We start from the raw sequence: 24,176 nt of genomic DNA, 5'->3' as shown, positions 1-24,176 counted from the left end.
GGGAGTCGATCCAATGACCCCAGGATGTTCGGTTAGATGCGTTGGGTCAGTGGGTACTCACTGGCCGCGTGATTCCGAGGGAAACGCCATGGTTAGTGACAACTGGCTGAGGGCGGTTTCAGCTGAGCTACCGGCGCGAACTGGCCCGAATCACGGTGTGGTTACTATCTTGAGGAGGCTCCGGGAATTCTGCAACGAGACCTCGCTATTGCACTTCGAGCAGAAGAGGCCCGCTTCTGAGCCTATTGCGATTTCGTTACAGCCTTCGCACTCGATGATATAAGTGTCGAGGTATCGTTCGATATCTGCGACTTCTCTGTTTCGGAGGAGAATGCGCGGATCGCTGAAAGCGTATACGTGGAGGGGACGATTGCGTCCGGTCTGCTGTTCTCCGACCTTACTCACGGCGCCAATTGCATCCCACTGAAGAATCTTCTGTCGCATCGCTGGGACTGAGATTTTGAAAACGTCGCTGGCGAGCTTCGGCGTGGTGAAGCTGGCACCCGGGACACGCGAGAAATCTACCTCTATGCGTGGGAAAAGTTCCTCAACCCGCTGGCCGGAGAACTCCCGGATTCCTCGCATGAGGTCACTTCGCGAAATCGCCTCAGTGTCTCCTGCCCGCGTAGCCTCCGCGATGACGTGCTTAGCGAGGCGGATCATGTCGCGGGGAGAGCCGTGGGCCAGATAACAGAGCAGTGCATGGGCATCGATTCCGGCTTCCTCGCTCATCAGGTTGTTGAAGGAGGAGATTTCCCGACCCGAGAAAGTCAACAGCCGGCGCGAGAGCATCTCTGAGAGTTCTTCGACAGACCACCGGAGCGGCTTGATGGTCACCCGGTCAGGGCGCCCGCCTTGTGTCCGGAACAACGCCTCAGTCTGATCCCATAGGAATAGCTTGAAGCCAATTCCTGGTTGCTCGAGCGTGGGAAGGCTGGTCACCAATGATCGGATTACGTTGAACGCCGCCTGCGGATCGGCTGCGGTTGCCGACGTCTCGTCGACCCGATCTACCAGAACGTAGACCGACCTCCAAGCAAGCTTGCGGGCAATGGTCACTAGATCGGCTAGCAGGTCCTTCGCGCCAGCTGACAACGCGGTTGGCGACGAGACCAATTCCGCGTTGATCGGTGAGGTCGTGAGCCCAGCAGCAGCAGACAGCGCGCCGACGATGCCGGTGACGAGCCCGCCGTACTTGGCCCACAGTTCGCTGGCCTTGTCGTGACGGTTCTTAATGGACCCCATCGCGGCGCGAAATTGCGTTGCAGTCAAGGAGGATAACAACGCAGTCGTCGCAGTCTTGAGGACGACCTTGTCGTAGTCGTCGATGTGGGAGGACGCTTCCGTGGGTTCCGCTTCAATCTCGGACAGGATCGCGAGGGCCAGTAGACGAGCGATCTCAATCTGGTGTTGTTCCACGGTTGGGGTCGTGGCGCCTGCCCATTCGAAATCCATGTACGCAATCGCGAGGTAGGGGTTTGAGTCGTTCGTCGAATTCACTTCGAGCATGCGGCGAAGAGCAGACTTTCCGGTTCCACGTGGCGAGAAGATGATAGTCGGTTCGGGCGCCGTGGGATCACCGAGCACGCTGGGGAAGTATGGCGGTGGGACGAAGTACTCGGCGAGCAGTTCCTCGCGGTCAGAGTCCCAGGTGGCAAATGGATCGGAAGTGAAACCTGCTCGAGACATGATCGAAGGTTGCGTCACGTTGTTGGCTCCTTGGGTAGTTCGTCGGCGAACTTCCCTTAGCCTATCCGGGGCGAGATCAAGCTTCGATCTGGCCCAGCCACGTAGCGCCGCCGAGGACCGGACGCACCGCAGGCGGCGCAGCTGGCCGCTAGGCCGGCCTTGAAAGAGTATAGAAAGTTCTCACAGATCCTCGCGTCGTGTGCGCCAACGCGTTCAAGTCTGCTGCACCAGCGTCTCGAACGCGCGTCTCGCGAGCTCCCGGTCGTGCTCGTCGAGTATCTGCCAGGCAGGGTGGCCAATATCGGCGAGGTGATCTACTGCTGGCCGCAGGTGTCGACGTTGAGTGGTGGGGATGCTCGAGTACTTCAGCGGGTTGTTGGTGTCGGCCGCAAGGAGAACCACAATGTCTTCGAGGTGGCGCCCGCGGTCTCTTTGATCGTTCTTGAACGCGGCGGCCTTGAGTACGAGCGCCGCCGGTGTTCGAGGAACGGCGATCCGAACGTCGCGGCCGTCGGCTTCCACGATGTAGACGTCCGGATCCTGCAGCGCGAGCGTGGCGCCAGGGGCGCGCATGATGGGGCGCGACATCCATCTCGCGCGGCCAGCCAGGTTGGTCACCATGATGTCGACGACGTCTTCGCCTCGCGTGAATCTATGGAAGGGGCCACTGGGTTCCACTGGACGCATGCCCAGGCGCTGGAGCGGTCCGACTACAGCGCTCACATCAGCGGCGATTGCTTGGAGGTTCAGGAGCACGTCAACGTCCGTTGTGGGCCGAGCGGCGGAGACACGGCCTCGTAGCGCGTGGAGGTGAGTCATCATCCCACCCATCAGCACCCAGCTGTGAGGTGGGGTCGCCTCGACGACTTCGATCAGCAGCGGCCACGGTAGAGCTGCAATATCGACGTCTGTCAGGCGATGCTCGTCAACCATTGCGCCCTCATCTTCAGCAGTGCATCAACTCCCACTGACCTGACCCGCGTCGATGTCGAGCGGAAGCAGTCCGCGGCGACGAGCCCGACGGGCGTCTCCGGCCACGGGAACACATCGTCGCGAATCCGGTAGACGAATACGTCACCAGTTGAATCCTCGACGAGGCGCGCAGCGGCCGCGAACGTCCGAAATGCGTCGTCGCTGTGAACATACCCGTGGAGACCACGCGCGCCGGCGTGCAACTGCCGCCATGGCTCGGTAGTGATCCGATCGATCGCATTCTCGCCCGTGAAGATCAGATGCTCGGCCACGCGCTCCATCCATTTCGTGGAGTACCGGCGAACTGTGATCGCCTGGCCTATCTTCGCCGCGAGCTCCTCAGCGCTTGTGTGCATGATCAGACCGGTGTCACGCTTGCTGAGCCGCCCGCCGTCCGAGAGAGCATCGATGATGCGACGGATGGTTGCCGCAGTCCACGGGCGTCCTGCTGAGATTCCGAGTGATGCGCGCGCGGCAACCGAGGTCTCGGCGACGAGCCAGGTGCGCCCCACACGTCTGCCTGCGAGTTGTTCGTCATGAAGTAGGGAGAGCACTCGCTGCGGGCTCACTTGTAAGCGCCGAGCTGCTTCCTTTGTCGAGATCTCCATGGCTGCACAATCATTGGTTTGAAACAATAATTATGCACCGATCGGGCGGGGCTGTCCAGGGTGGCTGCCGGCACAAAACAGGCACGACGTCTCCGAGGAGCCCGTTTCGTCTCGATCCGCTCGCTCAATCACCGGGAGGGGAGGCGCGTTTCGTCTCGCTCTGTTCGCTCAATGATCGGGGACGGAAACCGCCTCTCACCAGGGCAAAGCAAAACCCCCGCCATGTAGAAGCTAGGCGAGGGTTTCTAGGATCACTGTAATGATGACCCCTGTGGCTCCGACGGGCGTCGATCCCGTGACCTCACGATTTTCAGTCGTGCGCTCTACCAACTGAGCTACAGAGCCATGCGGCACATCATAAATCTGCCGCATCCTAGACGAAAGGCCCTTACCGAAATAAGGGCCCGTCGCTTAGAGCGACCCTGACGGGACTTGAACCCGCGACCTCCGCCGTGACAGGGCGGCACGCTAACCAACTGCGCTACAGGGCCATGCATATTAAATTATATCGGAGTGACCCCAACGGGATTCGAACCCGTGCTACCGCCGTGAAAGGGCGGCGTCCTAGGCCGCTAAACGATGGGGCCGAGGCTGTCCCGGGGGACTTCCTTGCCGACGCTCAAGCATAAGCGATCTTTTGGGCAAAAAGCTAATCGAGGGCGCGTCCGCCGAACGCCCGGGCGTTTCGGGGAGAGGATGGCTCATATCCATGGCCTCCTGGCGCCCCGCGTGCTGTTGCGGATGTTAAAGATGTTGTTACTGTGGCATAAGTGAATTGGGTGGAAGGGGCCGTGTGAACGACGAGCAGTCCTTGATGGATGCTGCGCTCGACGCAGGGGACTCCTGTGGTTGCGCGCCCAGCATCGATGAGCGCCGCACCTTCTGGCAGAAGAACGTCCTCACCCGGCGCAACGCCCTCGGTCTTGGCGCACTCAGCGCCGTCGCGCTCAGCGCGTTCGGTATCGGCTCCGGTGTCAACGCTGCTTATGCCGCCAGCTACCCCACGTGGGAAGACGTCGAACGTGCGCGAAACAATGAAGCAGCCAAAGCCGGCGAGATCACCCGCATCGAGGGCTTGATCCAATCCCTCACCCAGCGCGTCGCTGAGACACAGGCGGCCGCAGAGGCAGCCGGCAATGAGTTCTTCGAGGCTCAGCAGGAATATTTCGCAGCGATCGCCGAAGCCGAGGCGCTTCAGTCGCAGGCTGACGCTCAGGCGAAGATCGCCGATGAGTCGGCCCGCAAAGCCGGCCAGGTCGCCGCACAGCTTTACCGCAACGGTGGCGACGACACCGCACTGGAACTCTTCTTCGCCGGTTCCGCGGCGAACGCGGATCAGCTGCTGTCCCGCCTGGGCACGATGGACAAGCTCCTGCAGTACAACCAGTCCGTCTACGACGACGCCGTCGCCGCTCGAAACTCCGCGCAATCGCTCAGCGATCAGGCCGTGGTGGCACGCGATGAGCGCGACCGTCTGCAGAAGGTCGCGGAAGAGAAGATGCGCGCAGCGCAGGACGCCGCAGCGGCCGCCCAAGCCGCTCTCGCAGAGCAGGCCGAACACCGAATCACGCTCGAAGCACAGCTGCAAGCCCTCAAAGGCGAAACTGCGAAGACCGTCGCCGACTACCAGGCGGGCGTTGCTGAAGCCAAGCGCATTGCCGAAGAGAAGCGCAAGGCTGAAGAAGCCGCACGCCGCGCAGCCGAAGAGGAAGCGCGACGCCGCGCTGAAGAAGAACGGCGACGTCGTGAAGAAGAAGCAGCCGCCGGTGGCGGTGGCGGTGGCGGCGGTGGTGGCGGCGGCGGAGGCGGAGAGAGTCCCGCTGCAGTCGGCAGCGGCGGCTGGGTTCGCCCGCACGGAGGCTGGCGCTCATCGGGCTACGGCCCGCGCACTGTGCAGTGCGGCAGCAGCTACTGCTCGAGCGGATTCCACTACGGCGTCGACCTCGCCAACGGCTGCGGCACACCGATCTTCGCGGCGCAGTCAGGAACCGTCGACTACGCCGGCTGGAACGGCGGCTACGGCAACTACGTCCGCATTCAGCACGGCGGCGGTGTGGGCACCGGCTATGCGCACATCAACTCCTTCGCCGTCAGCTGGGGCCAGTGGGTCAACGCCGGCCAGATCATCGCCTACGCGGGCAACACCGGCAACTCCTTCGGCTGCCACCTGCACTACGAGGTGTATATCAACGGTGGCTACACGAACCCGATCAACTTCATGGCGGCGCACGGAATCTCCGTCTGACGCCTCCCGCACACGAAGAAGCCCTCGGCCGCAATACAGCGGATCCGAGGGCTTCTACATAGGGGAACGGTTCAGTGACCGTTCTCGCCGAAGCGCACGATGGCTTCGTCGAGGATGCGCTGCGCCTCGGCAGCGTCACCCCACGCATCGACCTTGACCCACTTGTTGGGCTCGAGGTCCTTGTAGTGCTCGAAGAAGTGCGTGATCTCCTTCTTCGTGTACTCGGCGATGTCGTCGATGTCCTGGATGTGCGCCCAACGCGGGTCTTTCGACAGCACGGCGACGAGCTTGTCATCGCCGCCGGCCTCGTCGCTCATCTTCAGAACGGCGACGGGGCGGACCTCGACGACGACACCGGGGAAGAGCGCGTGGTCCAGGAGAACCAGCACGTCCAGCGGGTCGCCATCCTCGCCGAGCGTGTTGTCGAAGTAGCCGTAATCGGCCGGATAGCCGAACGTCGTGTAGAGCACGCGGTCGAGGTGGACTCGTCCGGTTTCGTGGTCGACTTCGTACTTCACGCGGCTGCCGCGCGGGATCTCAATGACGGCGTCGTGTGCGCCCATGCGTGTACTCCTCAAGAAAGACGGTTGGGATGCCGCGGACTAGCCTACCCGCGCAGTCGCTCAAGCAACTTCTCCAGGGGTGTTGAGAAGACCAACAGCAGCAGAGCGAAGTAGCCGACCTCATGCACCCAGGCCGCGATCGGCAACGCGATGCAGAACAGGGCGATAGCTGCGATGTCGCCGATCGCCCCGTGCCATAGCCGTTGCGCCGTGAAGCCGGAAAGGGACGGATGCCGGATCAAATACAGCTTGCCGGCGAGGGTGGCGGCCTGCGTGAGGATCAGCGTGCCGATGTAGACCAGCGCCTGCAGCGGGTCGGTCTCCATCTGACCGAGCATCGCCGTCGGCACGGGCAGCCAGACGATCGTCAGCATCCACGCGACGTTGATCCAGACGAGCGGCATCGTGACACGAAACACCTGATCGTACTGTCGGTGATGCTCCATCCAGAACATCGCGATCAGCAGAAAGCTGAGGATGAAGCTGATCAGCTGGCCCCGATGCGAGACCAAGAATTCCCACGTAGTGGCGCCGGTGCCGGCCTCATCGGAGATCGATTCGAGTAGCGGCAGGATCAACAGCGTCATCGCTATGGCAACGACCGCATCCACGAACGCCTTCAGCCTCTCCGGCGCCATTGTGACCGCTTCCTCGGCCGACTCCGACGATTGCGTCACGGGCCCAGAATATGACCGAGACGGATGCCGCGGTAGGGGCTCTTCGGTGTCGTACCGTTGTCGTGTGCCCTCTCTGTCACCCGCTATCGCTGAGCTTCGCCGCGCCGTGCGCACCGCCCTTCTCGACCTGCCCGACGACTCGACCGTCGTCGTCGCGCTCTCGGGTGGTGCAGACTCTCTGGCGCTCGCTGCTGCGACCGCCTTCGAAGCGCGCGCGCGGAGCATCCAGGTGGTGAGCGTCACGATCGACCACGGTCTGCAAGAACGATCGGCGGAGGTTGCGGCTTCGGCCGTCGCGAAGGCGGAAGGCCTTGGCATCCGTGCACTCAGCGAGCGCGTGCACGTCGCATGCAGCGGAACGGGGACCGGCGGGCCAGAGGCCGCGGCCCGCGACGCGCGCTACGCGGCGCTGCGTCGAATCGCGATCGAGCTGCGCGCCCGCGCAGTGCTGCTGGGACACACGCTCGACGACCAGGCCGAAACGGTGCTGCTCGGGCTCGCCCGCGGCTCCGGAGCCGCCAGCCTCATGGGAATGGCACCAGCACGCACCGACGACGAGGGCGTCGCATGGCTCCGGCCGATGCTGGCGGTGCGGCGTGAAGTGACCCGCGCGTTCTGCGCAGCATCCGATTTCACACCCTGGGATGATCCGCATAATCTCCAAGACCGGTTCGCACGAGTCCGCGTGCGCGAACGCGTGCTTCCGGTCCTGGAATCAGAACTCGGCCCCGGCATCGCCGAAGCGCTCGCGCGAACAGCCGAGCAGCTGCGCGAAGACGCCGAAGCGTTCGACGAGATGATCCACGAGACGATCGAAGACATCGTCGAGCATGCCGAGGCCGGGATCTCTGTCAGCGTCGCGGCGCTCGCGGCGAACCCGGCTGCCCTTCGCAACCGCATCATCCGCCTCGTCGCGGACAGCGAGTTCGGGGCGAGCCTGACCCGCACGCAGACCGTCGAAGTCGCTCGACTGGTGACCGACTGGTCAGGTCAGGGCCCGATCGATCTGCCCGGGTGCACGGCCGCGCGGCAGGGTGGGCGGATCGTCTTCACCGCTCGATGAGCGGGCTACTTCTTCCCGCCGAAGAGTCCGCCCAGCAGGTCGCCGATGCCCCCACCGCCGGAATTGTTGCCGCCGCCGAGAAGACCGCCGAGCAGGTCGCCGATGCCGCCGCCCGAGCTGTTCCCGCCGCCGAGGAGCCCGCCGATGACATCGCCGAGTCCGCCACCGGATTCTGCGTTGTTCGATGAAGACTTGTCCTTCGTCGCATTCGCGATCAGGCCCATGACGATCGGCGCGAGGATCGGCAGCAGCTTTCCGAAGTCGATTCCGGCGGTCTTCTCCGACGAGTTCAGCTTCGCGGTGACGTCCTTCTCAGAATCACCCAGCACGTGCTTGACGATCTTGCCGCCATCGGCCTGGTCGATGTCATCGAGCGAGGATGCCCCCGACGCGCCCTGGTGCTTCTTGAGCGCGTTCTGGATCGCCGCCGAGCCTTCGCTGCTCTGTGCGTTCTGGGCCAGACCGCTCAGCAGAACGGCCCCGCCCTGCTCGACAGCCGACTTCGCGACGTCCGGGGAGACACCGAGCTTTGCCGCGATGTCATCGAGTGGTAGCTGCTTGAGGATGTCGTCGAGAGCCATGAGAAGTCCTTCCATCTGAGGGCGAACGCCCGCTTGATCATCACAGTAGCGGGGCACCCACAGCATCCGTCACCTAAAATGCAATACATGCGTGCGGCTGAAATTCAAGAAGACCTTGCAGACATCCTCGTCACAGAGGAGGAGATCATCGCCAAACTCGATGAGCTCGCAGCCCGAGTCACCGAAGACTATGCCGGCAAAGACCTGCTGCTGGTCGGCGTTCTCAAGGGCGCGGTGATGGTGATGGCCGACTTCGCCCGGGCGCTGCCCATGCACGCACCGATGGACTGGATGGCGGTGTCCAGCTACGGATCCAGCACGAAATCAAGCGGTGTTGTGCAGATCCGCAAGGACCTCGACACCGATCTGCACGGCAAGCACGTGCTGATCGTCGAGGACATCATCGACTCGGGGCTCACCCTGAGCTGGCTGCTGGAGAACTTCGAGTCGCGCGGACCCGAGTCGATTGAAGTGCTGGCGCTGCTGCGCAAACCCGAAGCGGCCAAGGTCGAAATCGACTGCAAGTACGTCGGCTTCGACATTCCCACCGACTTCGTCGTCGGCTACGGCCTCGACTACGACGAGCGCTACCGCAACCTGCGCGACGTCGCGGTGCTCGCGCCGCACGTGTACTCCTAAGTCGCGCGCCGCCCGGACGCTTCAACAAGCTCAGCGGTCGAAAGCGTACGCCGTGGGCGAATCACAGGGGACCACTAACCGAGGCGCGATACGCTGATCGCATCATGAACGTGAAGAAGATCACCCGGAATCCGCTGGTGTATGTGGCGCTGATCGGTATTTTGCTGTTCGGCGGGTTTCTGCTGATCTCGAACCTCGGCGCTCCGAAGACGATCACGACGCAGGAAGGCCTCGACCTTCTCTCCGGCGAGACCGTCACCGAGGTCACGAACACCGACGGTGATCAGCGTGTCGATATGACGCTGTCGAAGGCGTTCGAGGACTCCAAGAAGGTCCAGTTCTACTACGTGGATGCCCGCGCGGACGAGGTTGTCACCGCCATCACCCAGGCAGACCCGAAGGACGGCTTCAACGACGTCGTGCCGCGCGCGACCTGGTTTGACGGCTTCCTCTCTCTTCTTCTTCCGCTCGTCCTGCTGGGGCTGCTGTTCTGGTGGCTGCTGTCCTCGATGCAGGGCGGCGGCGGCAAGGTCATGCAGTTCGGCAAGTCCAAGGCGAAGCTGGTCAGCAAGGAGACGCCGACGGTCACCTTCGCCGATGTCGCCGGGGCCGATGAGGCGATCGAGGAGCTCGAGGAGATCAAGGATTTCCTCCAGGATCCCGCGCGGTTCCAGGCGATCGGCGCTCGTATCCCGAAGGGCGTGCTGCTGTACGGCCCTCCCGGAACCGGCAAGACCCTGCTCGCCCGCGCTGTCGCCGGCGAAGCGGGTGCCCCGTTCTACTCGATTTCGGGTTCTGACTTCGTCGAGATGTTCGTCGGTGTCGGCGCATCCCGAGTGCGTGACCTGTTCAACCAGGCCAAGGAGAACTCTCCCGCCATCATCTTCATCGATGAGATCGACGCCGTCGGACGTCACCGCGGTGCCGGCATGGGTGGCGGCAACGATGAGCGTGAGCAGACGCTGAACCAGATGCTCGTCGAGATGGACGGCTTTGACCCGAACGCGAACGTCATCGTGATCGCGGCGACGAACCGCCCCGACATCCTCGATCCTGCCCTGTTGCGCCCGGGCCGTTTCGACCGCCAGATCGGTGTGGATGCTCCGGACCTCAAGGGCCGACTGCACATTCTGCAGGTGCACGCCAAGGGCAAGCCGCTCGCAGAGAGCGTCGACCTCGAAGTCGTCGCACGCAAGACCCCGGGCTTCACCGGTGCAGATCTTGCCAACGTGCTTAATGAGGCTGCGCTGCTGACCGCGCGCTCGAACGCGCAGCTGGTCGATAACCGTGCGCTGGACGAAGCCATCGACCGCGTGATCGCCGGCCCGCAGCGTCGCACGCGCGTCATGAAGGATCGTGAGCGGCTCATCACCGCGTACCACGAGGGTGGACACGCACTGGCTGCGGCGGCGATGAACTACACCGATCCCGTCACCAAGATCACGATCCTGCCTCGTGGCAAGGCCCTCGGCTACACGATGGTGATGCCGCTGGATGACAAGTACTCGGTCACGCGCAACGAACTGCAGGACCAGCTGACCTACGCGATGGGTGGCCGCGTCGCGGAGGAGCTCATCTTCCACGACCCGACCACCGGTGCGTCCAACGACATCGAGAAGGCGACCAGCATCGCCCGCAAGATGGTCATCGAGTACGGCATGACGACCGATCTCGGCCCGATCAAGCTCGGCTCCGAGGGCGGCGAGCCCTTCGCTGGTCGCGACATGGGCCGCGGGCGCGAGTACTCCGAATCGGTGGCCGAACGCGTCGACAATCAGGTGCGACAGCTCATCGAGCAGGCGCACGATGAGGCCTACCAGGTGATCAGCGACAACCGTGACGTCCTCGACCGCCTCGCCCTGGCCCTCCTCGAGGAGGAGACCCTCGACCACAACCGGATCGCCGAGATCTTCAGCGATGTGCGCAAGCTTCCCGAGCGCCCGCTGTGGCTGTCGAGCAACGAGCGCCCGGTGTCGGAGCGTCCCCCGATCGAGGTGCCCAAGCGCGTGATTCCGGCGGATGCTGCAGCTTCCGTCGAGGGCGCGGCGGATGCTTCGGCATCTCTCGGTGCGACCGACGGCGCGCCGGCATCCGGACAGGCACGCCCGGCGACGGCCTGATCGTGGCCGTCGACAGGGAGCGTGTCGAGCGGCTGACTCGCGAGCTTCTCGAAGCGATCGGAGAGGATCCGGAGCGCCCAGGACTCAAGCAGACGCCGGCGCGGATGGCCGATCTGTACGCGGAGTTCTTCGCCGGAGTCGGTGAGGATGCTGCGGAGCCGCTCGCTCGTACGATCAGCGTTTCTCGCGGTCCGGCGCCCGAGACGCTGCCGTCAGGCGCTGTGATGCTGCGTGACATCCGTTTCCGCTCGGTGTGCGAGCACCACCTGCTGCCCTTCGCCGGCCGTGCGCACATCGCCTATCTGCCGGGTGAGCAGGTCGTCGGCCTCGGAGCGCTCGTCCGTGTTGTCGAGACTCTCGCCGCCCGCCCGCAGGTGCAGGAACGGCTCGGTGAGCAGATCGCCGACACCATCGCCGAGCACCTCGATACTCGCGGTGTGCTGGTGGTGCTGGATGCCACGCACGGGTGCGTGACGATGCGCGGCGGCCGCCAGAGTGAAGCCTCCACGCTGACGATCGCTGCGCGCGGTGACTACAGCGAGCCGATCGCACGGCAGGAACTGATCGCACTGATCGGTACCCTTCGACCGGCTCAGGGACCGGATCAATGACCGGCATCTGGGGCATCGTCAACGTCACACCGGACTCCTTCAGCGACGGCGGGCAGTTCATCGACCCTCAGCGTGCGATCGCCCACGGACTCGCACTGCGAGATGCCGGTGCATCCGTGCTCGATGTCGGCGGCGAGTCGACCCGTCCTGGCTCCGAACGCGTCGATCCGGCCGTCGAAGAGCAACGGGTGCTGCCTGTTGTCGAAGCCTTCGCCGCCCGCGGCATTCCGGTGAGCATCGACACACTGAACGCCTCGACAGCCGCAGCCGCAGTTCGAGCCGGCGCCCGCATCGTCAATGACGTCTCCGGCGGTCTCGCCGACCCCGGCATGCTGGCAGCCGTCGCCTCATCCGGCGCCGATTTCGCGATCGGACACTGGCGGGGTCCTTCAGACGACATGTATGCGCACGCCGACTACCGTCGGGCGTCACGCGAGGTCGCGAGCGAACTGCGAGCGCGCGTGGGTGCGGCGGCCGCCGCCGGCATCGCACCGGCACGCATCATCGTCGACCCGGGCATCGGATTCGCCAAGGCGGGGGAGCAGAACTGGGATGTGCTGCGCGGGATCGCCGATATCAAGGCGCTCGGGCATCGGGTGCTCATCGGCACCTCGCGCAAACGGTTCCTGTCCGAGACGCTCAGTGGCGCTCCCGCGGACGTCGACATCGAACGCCGCGATCTTGCCACCGCGGTCACCAGCGCTCTCGCAGCCCGTCACGGTATCTGGGCCGTGCGGGTGCACAACGTCGCAGCGACCCGGGATGCCCTCGCGGTCGCGCACGCCTGGGAGGGATGACGATGTCGACCGATGTGATTCAGCTCACCGGGCTCACGGTGTTCGGCCGACACGGCGTCTTCGAGCACGAACGCGAGAGCGGCCAGGAGTTCGTGATCGACCTCAGCCTGCATCTTCCGCTGACGGATGCCGCGGCATCCGATGATGTCACCGACACCGTCCACTACGGCGAGCTCGCCGAGAACGTGGCGGCCGTTGTCGCCGGTGAACCGGTCAACCTCATCGAGACGCTCGCCCAGCGCATCGCCGACGTCGCACTCGCGGACCGGCGTGTTCAGCAGGTGACCGTTACGGTCCACAAGCCGCATGCTCCGATCGCCCTGACTTTCTCGGACGTATCGGTGCAGATCACACGCACGCAGGCGGGGGAGGGTTGATGACGAGGATGCCCCCGTTGACCGCCCCGAACGCACGGTCCGGTCGCGAAAGCGTGAACGCGGTGGTCGCCATCGGGGCGAATCTCGGCGACCGCGAAGAGACGATCCGCCGTGCGGTCGAGCGCATCTCCCGGCTGCCGCTCGTCGAGGACGTGCGGCTGTCGCCGCTGTACGAGACGGTGGCGGTGCGCCTGGATGGACCGGACCCGGATGCTCCGACCTATGTGAACGCCGTCGTCGTGTTCGCCACCCGGCTCGCGCCCGAAGTCCTGCTCGGGCTGCTGCACGCCATCGAGGACGAGCACGGTCGGGTGCGACGGGAACGCTGGGGCGACCGCACCCTCGACCTCGACCTGATCACCTATGCAGACGTGACCTCGGACGATCCACAGCTGCTGTTGCCGCATCCGCGCGCCGCCGAGCGGCTGTTCGTCTTGGAGCCGTGGCTGAGCCTCGATCCGGATGCCGAAATCCCCGGAGTCGGACGGATTGATCGTCTGGTCGCGGATCTGCGAACGGATGCCGCGGGCAGCAGCCAGGGGCATCCGTGAAGCGCACATCTGCGGTCGCGCTGATCCTGCTCGCGTTGGTCGGCGGCGGAGCGGGGTATCTGCTTGACCATCTGCTGACGGTATCGGGACGCGCAACTTTCGCCCCATCAGGTTTCTTGCCCGTCCTCCTGCTGCTGATCGCGGCCGCCGTGCTCGCGCTCGCGTGGCCGGTACGGCGCAGCGTGCAGGGGCGCACGGCCGGACGTATCGATCCGTTCCGCGCAATCCGTGCGGCGACGCTCGCGCGGGCATCGAGCCTTCTGGGCGCGCTCATGGCGGGTTTCGGTGCCGGGTTAGGAGTGTTTCTCCTCTCGCGGCCGGTGACCGCACAGGTAGGGTCGATTGTGGCGATGGCCGCGCTCGTGGTGAGTTCGCTCGTCCTCGTTGCCGCAGCACTCGTCGCTGAACACTTCTGCACTCTTCCGAAGGAACCTGATGACCGACAGCCAGATCACACCGCCGGAGCCGACGGGCGCTGACCGATCACCGGCTGCGCAACCGGTGCTCGATGAGGGCACCTACGAGCAGATCCGCGAGCCTCGCGGGGCCGGACGACTGGCGCTTGATGGGCACTGGCACCAGATCTCGCCGCGCTACGTCGTCTCGCAGTTCGTGCAGGAGGGGCTGCTGCTCGCCCTGGTGATCATCGCGGCGCTTGTCGTCGGACTGGTCTTCGACCAGAAGTGGGTGTGGATTCCCGCCGGGATCATCACCGTGGTGATTCTGTTCACTCTGGTGATCCTGCCCCGCCAGGCGAAGGCTGTCGGCTACATGCTGCGTGCGGATGACATCGTGTTCCGCAAGGGCATTCTGTGGCAGCGCGTCATCGCCGTTCCCTACGGGCGCATGCAGCTGGTCGACATCACGCACGGGCCGCTCGACCGCGCCTTCGGCGTATCTCAGCTGAAGCTGGTCACTGCCGCGGCGACGACGGGTGTGCAGATTCCGGGACTGACCCAGGCCGCTGCCGAAGCACTTCGCGACACCCTCATCGAGGTCGCCGAGACCCGTCGGACCGGCCTGTGAGCACCCCCGCCGAGAGCACGCCAGCACAGAACGTTCCCGTGCCGAGCACATCGCTCGCAGACGGTGAATGGCATCGGCTGCACCCGCTGACCCCGCTGTTCAAGGGCGGCCTGGTGCTCATCATCGTCGCCGGTGTCGTGCTGAACAACTTCCGCGATCGCATCATCTTCTGGGCGATCAACCTCTTCGCCCCAGAAGAGGTACATGTCGACGAGTACTACGGCGCCGGTGACCCCGTGGACTGGGTGATGGCGAACAACCTCATTCTGGTCGCACTGCTCGCCGTGCTCGGCGTTCTCATCGTGCTGATTCTGCTCTTTTGGATGGTCTGGCGGTTCCAGGAATTCCGCATCTCCGACGAACACGTCGAGGTGCGAAAAGGCATCATCTTCCGTTCGCAGCGTCGGGCGCCCCTGGATCGTGTGCAGGGCGTCAACCTGACGCGGCCCTTCCCCGCACGCCTGATCGGGCTGGCCAAACTCGAGGTCGTCGGTGCGGGAACCGACGCGAACGTGCCGCTGGAGTACCTTTCCACGTCCAAGGCCGAGGGTGTGCGCTCAGACATCCTCCGCCTCGCATCCGGAGCACGCGCGATGCGTCGTGGCGAGACCCCCGGTGTGCAGCCGGCAACAGCGTCGGCGACGATGCGCTCGCAGCTGGTCGGTTCGATGAACCACGGGGTCAATGACCTCATCGGCGGCGTGGACCTGGCAGACGTCGAGCCGGAAAGTGTCGTGAAGATCCCCACCGGCCGACTCGTCGGCTCACATTTACTGACCGGGGTTCTCTGGTTCCTGTTCTTCCTGGTGATCTACGCGGTCTCGCTCGGATTCACGATCCCCGTGATCCTCTCCGACGGGGACCCGGATGCCTGGATCGGCGTGGTGGCAATAATCCTCGGGATGGGGATTCCGTTCATCATCGCGACAGTCGCCATCACCTGGGGCCAGATCTCCAAGTCGCTGCGCTACTCGATCGCTCCCACCCCCGACGGTGTGCGCATCACCTACGGCCTGTTCACTACGGTGACCGAGACGATTCCGCCTGGCCGCATCTTCGCGGCTGAAGTGACGCAGTCGTTGCTGTGGCGGCCCTTCGGCTGGTGGGCGATCAAGATCAACCGCATGTCGGGAAAAAGCGCCTCACAGCAGCAGTCCAGCTCGGCGCAGCAGTTCAACGTGGTGCTCCCGGTCGGCACCCGCGCCGACGTGGAGCGCGTGCTCGCACTGATCCTCCCGAACCTGCCGGCGGAGGATCTGCCGCTGGTCTGGGAGCACGGCATCCTGGGGCCGCAGGCTGAGGATCCGTACACCTCACTGGAGCGGCGAGCATGGTGGCGCCGACCGGTGTCGTGGAAGAGGCATGGACTCGCCGTCACTGACTTCGCACTGCTGATGCGTCGCGGCCAGGTATGGCGCAAGCTCGCTGTTGTCCCGCTGGCTCGGCTGCAGGGCATCTCCGTCTCGCAGGGGCCCATCGACCGCGTCCAGCGGGTGGCCTGGATGAAGGCGCACAGCGTCGCCGGGCCGATCCTCGGCGAGGTCGTCGGAATCGACAGCGTCACAATGATGGCGACGATGCACGATATCGCGCAGAAAACCTACGCCGCGACTGGGCGGGATCAGAGCCACCGGTGGGCGCAGCACGTTCACGTGGTGGAGGATGCTGCGGGCGGGGGCCCTTCGACAGGCTCAGCGGCCGCGGACGCAGACGGGGAACCGCGTGAAGCGTGACGGACGCCTCGGTGTCGGCATCGTCGGCGCCGGACGAGTCGGGCCGGTGATCGGTGCTGCGCTGGCCGGAGCGGGGCATGCGATCACGGGGATCACGAGCGGGTCCGACGACGATCGTGTTGCCGGGATCCTTCCGGATGTTCCGGTGCTCGACGCCGCCGAAGTGCTGCGGCGCAGCGAGTTGGTGATCCTGGCCGTGCCGCATGAGGAACTACCGGGCCTCGTCCACGGTCTCGCCGAGGTCGGTGCTTGGCAACCCGGACAGCTCGTGCTGCACACCGACCCGGCGTATGGGATCGGTGTGCTCGAGCCCGCGCAGCGTTCGGGCGCGATCCCGCTGGCGGTGCACCCGGCGATCTCATTCACCGGAACCTCGATTGATCTGCGCCAACTGCAGGTGAGCTTCGCTGCTGTCACAGCCCCCGCTCCGGTGCTGCCGATCGCGCAGGCGCTCGCCGTGGAACTGGGGTGCGAGCCGGTCGTCGTCGATGAAGACAACCGTGCGGCCTACGCGGAGGCGATTGCGACGGCATCCGAATTCTCTCGAGCGATCATCGGACAGTCGACGTCGCTGCTGCGGGGAATCGGCGTGGAGAACCCGGGCGGGTACCTCTCTGCGCTCGTGCAGTCGACCGTCGAACGGGCGCTGCGCGAGGCATCCGACCCGCTCCTGCCCTGACGCCCTGGCCGTCAGCGTCCGCCGGAGAACCCGCCGCCGCCTCCGCCGCCGGAGAAGCCTCCACCCATCGACCCGCCGGCGCTCGATGAACCGCTGCTCGGGGCTGTGTAGGTGGACGACGTCTGGGTGACCGACGAGAAGATCAGCATGCGGGTGACCAGGCCGTAGTGGGAGCCGTTGACCCATTCCGGGTCTTGCTGCGCGGCGCCGTAGGCGACTTCGAGCACCGTGCCCCATTCGCGCTCCTGGCCGAACAAGATCGCATAGGGGAGCAGCTTCTCGTAGAGGTGGATCACATCGATGCTGCCGTCGCTGCGCCGCTCTGCGCCGGTGTACGACTGCAGCATCTGCAGCCGGTCGGCTTCGGCGACGCGAATGAACTCGCGCACGCCCTCCAGATACTCCAACTGCAGTGCACCTTCCTTGGTGAGGACGGTGTGCTTTTTGAAGGCGACGACGCTGGAGATGAGCACGGCGATGCCGCACAGCAGAGTCATGAAAAAGACCGGACCTGCCGACGCGCGTCCGGTGAACATGCCCCAGCCCAGCAGAAGCACCATGCCGGCGAACACCACCAGAGCGAGGGTCTGGATGATGCGTGCCAGCGTGCTGCGGGCCTGCGTCGTGAATCCGCGCTTGTCCGCTTCCTTCGGCGCCGCCGCGAGCAGCTTCTGAATCCGTGCCGCAAATGACGAGCTGTTCTTGGGCATCTTCATGACGACGCCCAATTCGGTGCTGCCGAACAGTGCCTTCAGTGACCGTTGATCGAGCGGATCGGGAATCGGTGCGTCGAGTCGGCGCAGGCGTGGCCGACGCTTCTTCTGGCCTTCCTCCGGGAGCTCCTCCACGCGGAGCAGGCCCTGCACAGCGAGGTGGATGATCTGGGCGCTGAGAGCGTCCTTCGCCTTCGGGACGATCGCACTCGCCAGCAGAGGCGGCATGGAACCGGGCACGTCGTACTGTGCGACGATGATGCCGGTTCCGCGTCGGCGGGAGCGAATCATGGATCGAGTGGCGAACCACCCGCCGAGCGAGAGCAGAAGAGCACCGCCGCCCACGGCGTACGGCAGTACGTCGGTGGCAGCGTTGGGCTGGCGCGCGGACGGCTGAGTCACCGTGCCCGAATCGAGGCCGATCGCGACAGTAAGGCCTTCGCCCGCAGGCACATCACGCGCGGCGACGCTGAACGTCGCGCCGTCGATGGTGATGTCGCACGTGGCGGTGGAATCCTGCTCTCCCTGGTAGCAGGAGGAGGCGCTGCCGGTGAGATGTTCGGCCAGCTGATCATCAAAGCGGATCTCCGCGTGGAAGGATGCAATGTCCTGAGTGCTGTCCAGGGGCAGAAGGTTCCAATAGAACTCGTCGAGCCCGCTCTCGGTCGCCGCGAGGATCACATCGCGCATCTCGTACTCGATGACGTACGTCGTCGGGCCGTGCACATAGTCGTCGTTGCCCGTGAGTACATACAGGAAACCGTCGTCGTCATCGGTCTCGTAGGGGACGTCGTCACCGTTCTCATCGCGCACGGAGAGGATCCTCGTGTCGATGCTGGCGCCCTCGAAAGAAGTCGGGTAGCCGGCGACGATTCCGCGGTTCTGGTCGAAGTCGGGGAACTCCGCAACGCGGGTCTCCTCGACGTGCATCTTCGCGCGTCCCTCGTCATCGAGGCTGATCTCGAACGTGGAATCCCACGACGAGAAGTCGAAGTCGTTGACGTTCGTCGACGCGGCAACAGCCGCTGTTGCGGGCGCCGACCCGAACAGCACCGCCCCCACCGCCGCGGCGAGAAGAGCGAGAATACGGGGAAGGCGACTCGGAGTCATGCTTCGAGCGTAGCCACGCGTGCTGCGGCTACCTGGACGAAGCCCCCAGGGGAAGGGGGCGAGTGCCCAGCCCGGTAAACTGGGACAGACTTTCAAGGAGCCGCTATGACCCCCGCGCCTGACGCGCCTGCATCAACCCCCGACGACGCCTCCGCCGAGGACATTCACGAGCAGAAGGCCGTGCGTCTCGCCAAGCGAGAGCGGCTGATCGAACAGCGAGCGGATGCCGCGGGCGGGGCGTTCCCGGTCGCTGTTCCCGTGACGCACACTATCCCCGCGCTGCGCGCCGAATACGGCGACCTCGAGGCCGGGGCCGAGACCGGCGTCGTCGTCGGTGTCGCCGGTCGTGTGGTGTTCAGCCGCAACACCGGCAAGCTCTGCTTCGCCACCCTGCAGGCCGGCGATGGCTCTCGCATCCAGGCGATGGTCTCACTGGCAGAGGTCGGCGATGAATCGCTTGCGGGCTGGAAGGAGTTCGTCGATCTCGGCGACCACGTCTTCGTGCACGGCCAAGTCATCTCCAGCCGCCGCGGCGAGCTGTCGATCATGGCAGATGACTGGACGATCGCATCGAAAGCGATCCTGCCGCTGCCGAACGCCTACGCCGACCTGAGCGATGAGAGCCGCGTGCGCAGCCGTTACCTCGACCTCATTCTCCGCGAGCAGGCACGCGTCACCGTGCGTGCACGGGCCGCGGTCAACGCGAGCCTTCGTGCGACGTTCTCCTCACACGAATACCTTGAGGTGGAGACGCCGATGCTGCAGGTGCAGCACGGCGGGGCATCCGCTCGTCCGTTCATCACGCACTCCAACGCCTTCGATACCGAGCTGTACCTGCGCATCGCGCCCGAGCTCTACCTGAAGCGCGCGGTTGTCGGCGGTCTCGAGCGCGTGTTCGAGATCAACCGCAACTTCCGCAACGAAGGTGCGGACTCGACGCACAGCCCGGAGTTCGCCATGCTCGAGGCCTATCAGGCCTACGGCGACTACAACCAGATGGCGGAGATGACCCAAGAACTCGTGCAGAAGGCTGCCATCGCCGTTTCTGGTTCGACGACGGTGACGTGGGCTGACGGCACCGAGTACGACCTCGGTGGCCAGTGGGATCGCGTGTCGATGTACGACTCGCTGTCCGAGGCGACTGCGCGCACATTCACGACCGAGGATGCCGTCGAAGACCTCATCGCCTTCGCAGAGAAGCACGGTGTGGATGTGCCGCCGCACGCCACGCACGGCAAGCTCATCGAAGAACTGTGGGAGCACTTCGTCAAGGGTGATCTGACCCGCCCGACCTTCGTGATGGACTTCCCCGTCGACACCTCGCCGCTGGTGCGCGAGCACCGCTCGATTCCGGGCGTCGTGGAGAAGTGGGACCTGTACATTCGCGGGTTCGAACTGGCCACCGGCTATTCCGAGCTCGTCGATCCGGTCATCCAGCGGGAGCGCTTCGTCGAGCAGGCGAAGCTTGCCTCCCGCGGAGACGTCGAGGCGATGCGAGTCGATGAGGAGTTCCTCCGTGCCCTGGAGCACGGTATGCCGCCATCGGGCGGTATGGGGATGGGCATCGACCGGCTGCTCATGGCGATCACCGGCCTGGGCATCCGCGAGACGATTCTGTTCCCGCTCGTCAAGTGACCATCAGCGCGGGGGGCTTATGCGCCCCCGCGCTGGAAAACCCACTCGGGCAGCACAGCAGCGCTCGTCATGACATCGATCAACCGTGCCATCGAGTACGCCGGGTCGATCTCGGCGACGGCGTCGAGATAGCGGGCGGTATGGGTTGAGCGACCCAGCGCCCACGACAGCCAAGCTGCGAGAGTGAGGGGCGCCGGACGCGCGGCGCGTGGTGCTCGCGCGGCAAGGTGCTGCGTCAGGGCCAGCGCTGCCTTGAGCCGTTCAGGATCCGGCGCGATGCCGCGACCGAGCAGTACCATTCCGAGCTCATCCGAGATGGTCTCCGCCTCGTGCGCATAGGCCAGCTGCGCCGCCAATGCGCGAACGCCGGTAGGCAGATCCGTCGCCCATTGCAGCAGCGCGGAGTCGCGGAACGGCGGCAGGTTCAGACACCACAGCAGCCCGGCCGCGGCGTACGGCGGCATATTCTCGGGGTCGTCGAGAGCGTCTTCGAAGAACTGCGGCAGATCGTCGAGCATTCCGGATGCTTCGATGGCCTGCGGATTGATGCGCTGGTTGCGCGGCTCCTCATCGGCGGAGAGGAATGCGGTCAGATCACGCAGAGCCCGGGCGACTCGTTCCTGCTCGAACACGCCGATCTTCGGCAGCTCCGCTCCGGCATCCTGATCGGTGTCGACGTCGAGTTCCGGGGGCGCTGCGGGTTCGGGAATGACGTCGAGCGGCTGCAGGACCGGGTCGTCATCCAGATAGCTCGACCACCCCTCCGGGGTCACGCAGAGGGCATCCACGATGCGCAGCCCCAGATCATCGACCACCTCGAGGAGATTGTCGACCAGCACGCACGATGGCAGAACGATGCCGTCGGGGGTGTGCTGCGGGTACTCATCGGTGTAGACCACGACAGCGATAGCGTTCATCCCATCGACCCGAGTGATCAGCTCTACAGCGGTGTCGACGTAGGTGTTCAGGTCAACGTCGGGGCGGGGCAGATCGATGCGCATGGCGCCGTGAGTGCGGGAATCGTGAAAGGGGAGCAGGACGACGCTCTGTCGGGGTCTGAACCCGGCAAGGGTGGGCACGATGCCGAGGAACTCGGCGGAATCGGTGGCTCGAAGGACTGTGTTCATGTCGAAAGTGTGCCGCGGTTCGAGCATCCGAAACCGAACTCACAGCCACATCTGTCAGCACCTCGATTGTGGAGGACAAGTCGTGCCGACCCCCAGGGCCGACAGCGTACGATGGAGGGATGGACAACTTCTGGGTCGCTGCGGCGTGGTCGCTCCTGCCGACCCTTGCTGTCGCGTTCGTGTTTTTCTTCGTGCTGCGGGCGATCTTGCGCTCCGATCGCACGGAACGCAACGCTCGTGCCAGGGTAGAAGCCGAAGAGCGAGCCGTACGCGGTTTGCCCCCGCGCCCCTGACGGGCGATTTCGACTTACCGGCTACTCTGATCTCAGACGCCGAATTCGGCAGGTTCTGACAGGTTCTTACCGGGGGTGATGGGCGTGGTTGGATGGCCGTGGTGGATTCTTGCGATCGCCGCCGTCATCGACATCACGATCCGTGTGATCGCGATCATCGTGATCCCGCGCAACCGCCGGCCTACATCCGCGATGGCCTGGCTGCTGGCAGTGTTCTTCATCCCGTACGTGGGCGTGCTCCTTTTCCTCGTCATCGGCAACCCGAGGCTGCCGCGTGCACGTCGGCGTAAACAAGACCAGATCAACGCGTACATCAAAGAGGCCAGCGATCAGCTGCACTTCGGCACGCTGCGCCCGAACGCCCCGGAGTGGTTCCCCTCGCTGGTGGCGATGAACCAGAACCTCGGGGCTCTGCCGATCTCCGGTGATAACGGCGCGCATCTGATCAGCGACTATCAGGAATCGTTGGACGCGATGGCGGAGACGATTCGCACCGCGACGGACTACGTCCACGTGGAGTTCTACATCCTGCAGTCTGACGACTCCACTGACAACTTCTTCCGCGCTCTCGAAGAGGTCGCCGCGCGCGGGGTCGAGGTGCGCGTGCTGCTGGATCACTGGGCGAACCGCTGGAAGCCGCGTTATCGCAAGACCATCAAGCGGCTCGATGCGATGGGGGCCGACTGGCACCTGATGCTGCCCATGCAGCCTTTGAAGGGGCGGATGCAGCGCCCTGACCTGCGCAACCACCGCAAGCTTCTCGTGGTCGACGGCAACGTCGGTTACCTGGGTTCGCAGAACATCACCGATTCCACCTACAACCTGCCCAAGAACATCAAGCGCGGGCTGCACTGGGTTGACCTGATGGCACGCGTCGACGGTCCGATCGTGCTGAGCCTGAACGCGATCTTCCTCAGTGACTGGTACAGCGAGACCGACGAGATCCTTTCCGAGATCGACATCACCCAGGCGGAGATCGGCAGCGCGGACCTGGACTGTCAGATCATCCCCTCCGGCCCCGGGTTCGAGGTTGAGAACAACCTGCGGCTGTTCCTCGCGCTGCTGTACGCCGCCCGCGAGAAGGTCATGATCGTTAGCCCGTACTTCGTGCCGGACGAAGCTCTGCTGTTTGCCGTCAGCGCCGCCTGCGACCGCGGCGTGCATGTCGAGCTTTTCGTCTCGGAAGAGGGCGATCAGGCGGTCGTCTACCACGCACAGCGAAGCTATTACGAGGCGCTGCTGCGGGCCGGTGTCCGCATCTGGATGTACCGCAAGCCGTACATTCTGCACACGAAGAGCCTGACGATCGATGACGAGATTGCGGTCATTGGTTCGAGCAACATGGACATGCGCTCGTTCGGTCTCAACCTCGAGATCTCGATGCTCGTGCGCGGCGAGGAGTTTGTCGCCGAGATGAGAGCAGTGGAAGACAAGTATCGCTCATTGAGTCGCGAGCTCACGCTCGAGGAGTGGATGCAGCAGCCGCTGCGCTCCACTGTCCTCGATAACCTTGCTCGGCTTACCTCTGCACTGCAGTAACGACTGCGTCAATATCGGCAGGGCTCTCTGCCGCTGACGCGCGTCGAGCGATACTCTGAGCGCATGACTTCCTCTTTGCGTCTTGTGATGTCGGCAGCGGCTGTGCTCGCCACTGCTCTGCTCGTTGCCGGTTGCACGACTTCGCCGGGATCGTCCACACCGAGCACGTCGAGCGCCCCGACCCCGGATGGCTCTGGATCGTCGACGGTGCCGGTAGCTGAAGATGACTTTGAAGCGGCATGGCTCGACGATGGGCGTCTGTTCGCCATCGTGACTTGGGGCTCTTCGATGTGCGTTCCGGTCGTCGATGAGGTCACCGCGAGCGGGCAGACGGTCACGGTCGCTCTCGTCGATGCACCCAGCGCAGACGGTGCGGAGACGGCCTGCACTGACGACCTCGTTCCTCGCGCGAGCATCGGTGGAGTTCCTGAGGGCGTTGATCCGAAACAGGACGTCGAGTTCATCGTCACCGCCGGTGACGTCACAGACGATATCGATCTTGACGGGAACGCCGCCCTTGCCGGCACCCCGGGTGAACCATCTGACTTCCTGCCCAGTGCGGGCTGGTTCGACGACGAAGGCGTCGTGCTGCTCACCTGGGGATCGTCGACTTGCCCTCCGGTCGTGGAAAATCTCGAGGAACAGCCGGGTGGTGCGACGGTGACATTCAAGCCTCATGACGGAATTTGCACCATGGACATGGCGCCTCGAGCGACGATGCTCGGATTCAGCGATGACAGCGATGACAGCGAGGAGAATGACTTCATTCTGACCCTCGTCGGTGACAACCTCGACGGCACAGTCACCGTGATCGGGAGCTGAGTGATC

At 64.5% G+C, this 24,176-nt stretch carries 24 protein-coding genes and 3 tRNA genes; 16 read left to right on the top strand and 11 right to left on the bottom strand.

Translation table 11 applies throughout. The features are described from left to right. Positions 1–150: 150 nt before the first annotated feature. From ACW5CM_RS06385 to ACW5CM_RS06360, 6 genes are all read right to left on the bottom strand, one after another. On the bottom strand, positions 151–1,707 hold the full coding sequence (locus ACW5CM_RS06385; protein ID WP_457124524.1) for an anti-phage protein: 1,557 nt from the start codon (positions 1,705–1,707) through the stop codon (positions 151–153). 195 nt (positions 1,708–1,902) lie between these two features. After that, positions 1,903–2,622: a nucleotidyl transferase AbiEii/AbiGii toxin family protein gene (locus ACW5CM_RS06380; RefSeq protein ID WP_457124523.1), complete on the bottom strand. Its 720-nt coding sequence runs from the start codon at positions 2,620–2,622 to the stop codon at positions 1,903–1,905. After that, positions 2,601–3,269, bottom strand: coding sequence for a helix-turn-helix domain-containing protein (locus ACW5CM_RS06375; RefSeq protein WP_457124522.1), 669 nt, complete (start codon positions 3,267–3,269; stop codon positions 2,601–2,603). The genes ACW5CM_RS06380 and ACW5CM_RS06375 overlap by 22 nt, the downstream gene beginning before the upstream one ends. 272 nt (positions 3,270–3,541) lie before the next feature. After that, positions 3,542–3,614 (bottom strand) — tRNA-Phe (locus ACW5CM_RS06370). A 72-nt stretch (positions 3,615–3,686) separates the two neighbouring features. Continuing rightward, positions 3,687–3,760, bottom strand: a tRNA-Asp gene (locus ACW5CM_RS06365). Positions 3,761–3,783: 23 nt separating this feature from the next. Then, positions 3,784–3,856, bottom strand: a tRNA-Glu gene (locus tag ACW5CM_RS06360). A gap of 206 nt (positions 3,857–4,062) precedes the next feature. On the opposite strand from ACW5CM_RS06360, the gene ACW5CM_RS06355 reads away from it, so the two are divergent. Then, the gene (locus tag ACW5CM_RS06355) at positions 4,063–5,514 is read left to right on the top strand and encodes a M23 family metallopeptidase (RefSeq protein WP_457124521.1); all 1,452 of its coding nucleotides are present in this window, start codon (positions 4,063–4,065) and stop codon (positions 5,512–5,514) included. A gap of 71 nt (positions 5,515–5,585) precedes the next feature. Here the strand turns inward: ACW5CM_RS06355 and ACW5CM_RS06350 are convergent, their stop codons facing one another. Continuing rightward, positions 5,586–6,077 carry an inorganic diphosphatase gene (locus ACW5CM_RS06350; RefSeq protein ID WP_457124520.1) on the bottom strand — a complete coding sequence of 164 codons (492 nt, stop codon included), beginning with the start codon at positions 6,075–6,077 and terminating at the stop codon, positions 5,586–5,588. 44 nt (positions 6,078–6,121) lie between these two features. Beyond that, entirely contained in the window at positions 6,122–6,754 is a 633-nt protein-coding gene (locus ACW5CM_RS06345; RefSeq protein WP_439255722.1) for a TMEM175 family protein, read from the bottom strand. Between the two features lie 64 nt (positions 6,755–6,818). On the opposite strand from ACW5CM_RS06345, the gene tilS reads away from it, so the two are divergent. Next, positions 6,819–7,817: a tRNA lysidine(34) synthetase TilS gene (tilS, locus tag ACW5CM_RS06340; protein ID WP_457124519.1), complete on the top strand. Its 999-nt coding sequence runs from the start codon at positions 6,819–6,821 to the stop codon at positions 7,815–7,817. Positions 7,818–7,822: 5 nt separating this feature from the next. Here tilS and ACW5CM_RS06335 read toward each other — a convergent pair whose 3' ends face one another. Then, positions 7,823–8,398, bottom strand: a complete 576-nt coding sequence (locus ACW5CM_RS06335; RefSeq protein WP_457124518.1) for a DUF937 domain-containing protein — start codon at positions 8,396–8,398, stop codon at positions 7,823–7,825. 87 nt (positions 8,399–8,485) lie between these two features. Between ACW5CM_RS06335 and hpt the strand changes: the two genes are divergently transcribed. The 10 genes from hpt (at position 8,486) to ACW5CM_RS06285 (ending at position 16,931) form a co-directional block, all read left to right on the top strand. Further along, entirely contained in the window at positions 8,486–9,037 is a 552-nt protein-coding gene (gene hpt / locus ACW5CM_RS06330) for a hypoxanthine phosphoribosyltransferase (RefSeq protein WP_439255724.1), read from the top strand. 104 nt (positions 9,038–9,141) lie between these two features. Then, entirely contained in the window at positions 9,142–11,157 is a 2,016-nt protein-coding gene (ftsH, locus tag ACW5CM_RS06325) for an ATP-dependent zinc metalloprotease FtsH (RefSeq protein WP_438253001.1), read from the top strand. 2 nt (positions 11,158–11,159) lie between these two features. Next, the gene (gene folE / locus ACW5CM_RS06320; protein WP_438253002.1) at positions 11,160–11,768 is read left to right on the top strand and encodes a GTP cyclohydrolase I; all 609 of its coding nucleotides are present in this window, start codon (positions 11,160–11,162) and stop codon (positions 11,766–11,768) included. Beyond that, on the top strand, positions 11,765–12,565 hold the full coding sequence (gene folP, locus ACW5CM_RS06315) for a dihydropteroate synthase (protein ID WP_457124517.1): 801 nt from the start codon (positions 11,765–11,767) through the stop codon (positions 12,563–12,565). Before folE ends, folP begins: the two co-directional genes overlap by 4 nt. A 2-nt stretch (positions 12,566–12,567) precedes the next feature. After that, positions 12,568–12,942, top strand: a complete 375-nt coding sequence (gene folB / locus ACW5CM_RS06310) for a dihydroneopterin aldolase (RefSeq protein WP_438253068.1) — start codon at positions 12,568–12,570, stop codon at positions 12,940–12,942. A gap of 8 nt (positions 12,943–12,950) precedes the next feature. Next, a complete protein-coding gene (gene folK / locus ACW5CM_RS06305; RefSeq protein WP_457124632.1) occupies positions 12,951–13,493 on the top strand; it encodes a 2-amino-4-hydroxy-6-hydroxymethyldihydropteridine diphosphokinase in 543 nt (180 codons plus the stop codon). Then, positions 13,490–13,972 carry a DUF3180 domain-containing protein gene (locus tag ACW5CM_RS06300; RefSeq protein ID WP_438253005.1) on the top strand — a complete coding sequence of 161 codons (483 nt, stop codon included), beginning with the start codon at positions 13,490–13,492 and terminating at the stop codon, positions 13,970–13,972. The genes folK and ACW5CM_RS06300 overlap by 4 nt, the downstream gene beginning before the upstream one ends. Further along, positions 13,929–14,519, top strand: coding sequence for a PH domain-containing protein (locus tag ACW5CM_RS06295; protein ID WP_438253006.1), 591 nt, complete (start codon positions 13,929–13,931; stop codon positions 14,517–14,519). The genes ACW5CM_RS06300 and ACW5CM_RS06295 overlap by 44 nt, the downstream gene beginning before the upstream one ends. Further along, entirely contained in the window at positions 14,516–16,252 is a 1,737-nt protein-coding gene (locus ACW5CM_RS06290) for a PH domain-containing protein (protein WP_457124516.1), read from the top strand. The genes ACW5CM_RS06295 and ACW5CM_RS06290 overlap by 4 nt, the downstream gene beginning before the upstream one ends. Further along, positions 16,242–16,931, top strand: coding sequence for a DUF2520 domain-containing protein (locus ACW5CM_RS06285; protein ID WP_439255728.1), 690 nt, complete (start codon positions 16,242–16,244; stop codon positions 16,929–16,931). Before ACW5CM_RS06290 ends, ACW5CM_RS06285 begins: the two co-directional genes overlap by 11 nt. Positions 16,932–16,942: 11 nt before the next feature. Here the strand turns inward: ACW5CM_RS06285 and ACW5CM_RS06280 are convergent, their stop codons facing one another. After that, complete coding sequence (locus tag ACW5CM_RS06280; protein WP_457124515.1) at positions 16,943–18,754, bottom strand: DUF2207 domain-containing protein; 1,812 nt, start codon at positions 18,752–18,754, stop codon at positions 16,943–16,945. 105 nt (positions 18,755–18,859) lie between these two features. On the opposite strand from ACW5CM_RS06280, the gene lysS reads away from it, so the two are divergent. Continuing rightward, positions 18,860–20,389: a lysine--tRNA ligase gene (gene lysS, locus ACW5CM_RS06275; RefSeq protein ID WP_457124514.1), complete on the top strand. Its 1,530-nt coding sequence runs from the start codon at positions 18,860–18,862 to the stop codon at positions 20,387–20,389. Between the two features lie 17 nt (positions 20,390–20,406). On the opposite strand, the gene ACW5CM_RS06270 is transcribed toward lysS, so the two are convergent. Further along, positions 20,407–21,516, bottom strand: a complete 1,110-nt coding sequence (locus ACW5CM_RS06270; protein ID WP_439255731.1) for a DUF4192 family protein — start codon at positions 21,514–21,516, stop codon at positions 20,407–20,409. A 119-nt stretch (positions 21,517–21,635) separates the two neighbouring features. On the opposite strand from ACW5CM_RS06270, the gene ACW5CM_RS06265 reads away from it, so the two are divergent. The 3 genes from ACW5CM_RS06265 to ACW5CM_RS06255 all read left to right on the top strand — a co-directional run bounded on the left by ACW5CM_RS06265 (position 21,636) and on the right by ACW5CM_RS06255 (position 24,170). After that, positions 21,636–21,809 (top strand): hypothetical protein, encoded by a 174-nt coding sequence (locus ACW5CM_RS06265; protein WP_438253013.1) that lies wholly within the window; start codon positions 21,636–21,638, stop codon positions 21,807–21,809. Positions 21,810–21,893: 84 nt separating this feature from the next. Beyond that, the gene (cls, locus tag ACW5CM_RS06260; RefSeq protein ID WP_438253015.1) at positions 21,894–23,348 is read left to right on the top strand and encodes a cardiolipin synthase; all 1,455 of its coding nucleotides are present in this window, start codon (positions 21,894–21,896) and stop codon (positions 23,346–23,348) included. Between the two features lie 63 nt (positions 23,349–23,411). Then, positions 23,412–24,170 (top strand): hypothetical protein, encoded by a 759-nt coding sequence (locus tag ACW5CM_RS06255; RefSeq protein WP_457124513.1) that lies wholly within the window; start codon positions 23,412–23,414, stop codon positions 24,168–24,170. The last annotated feature ends 6 nt before the right edge of the window (positions 24,171–24,176 follow it).

Source organism: Microbacterium wangyouchuni (assembly GCF_054072595.1).
This window is presented reverse-complemented; position numbering and strand designations above follow the sequence as displayed.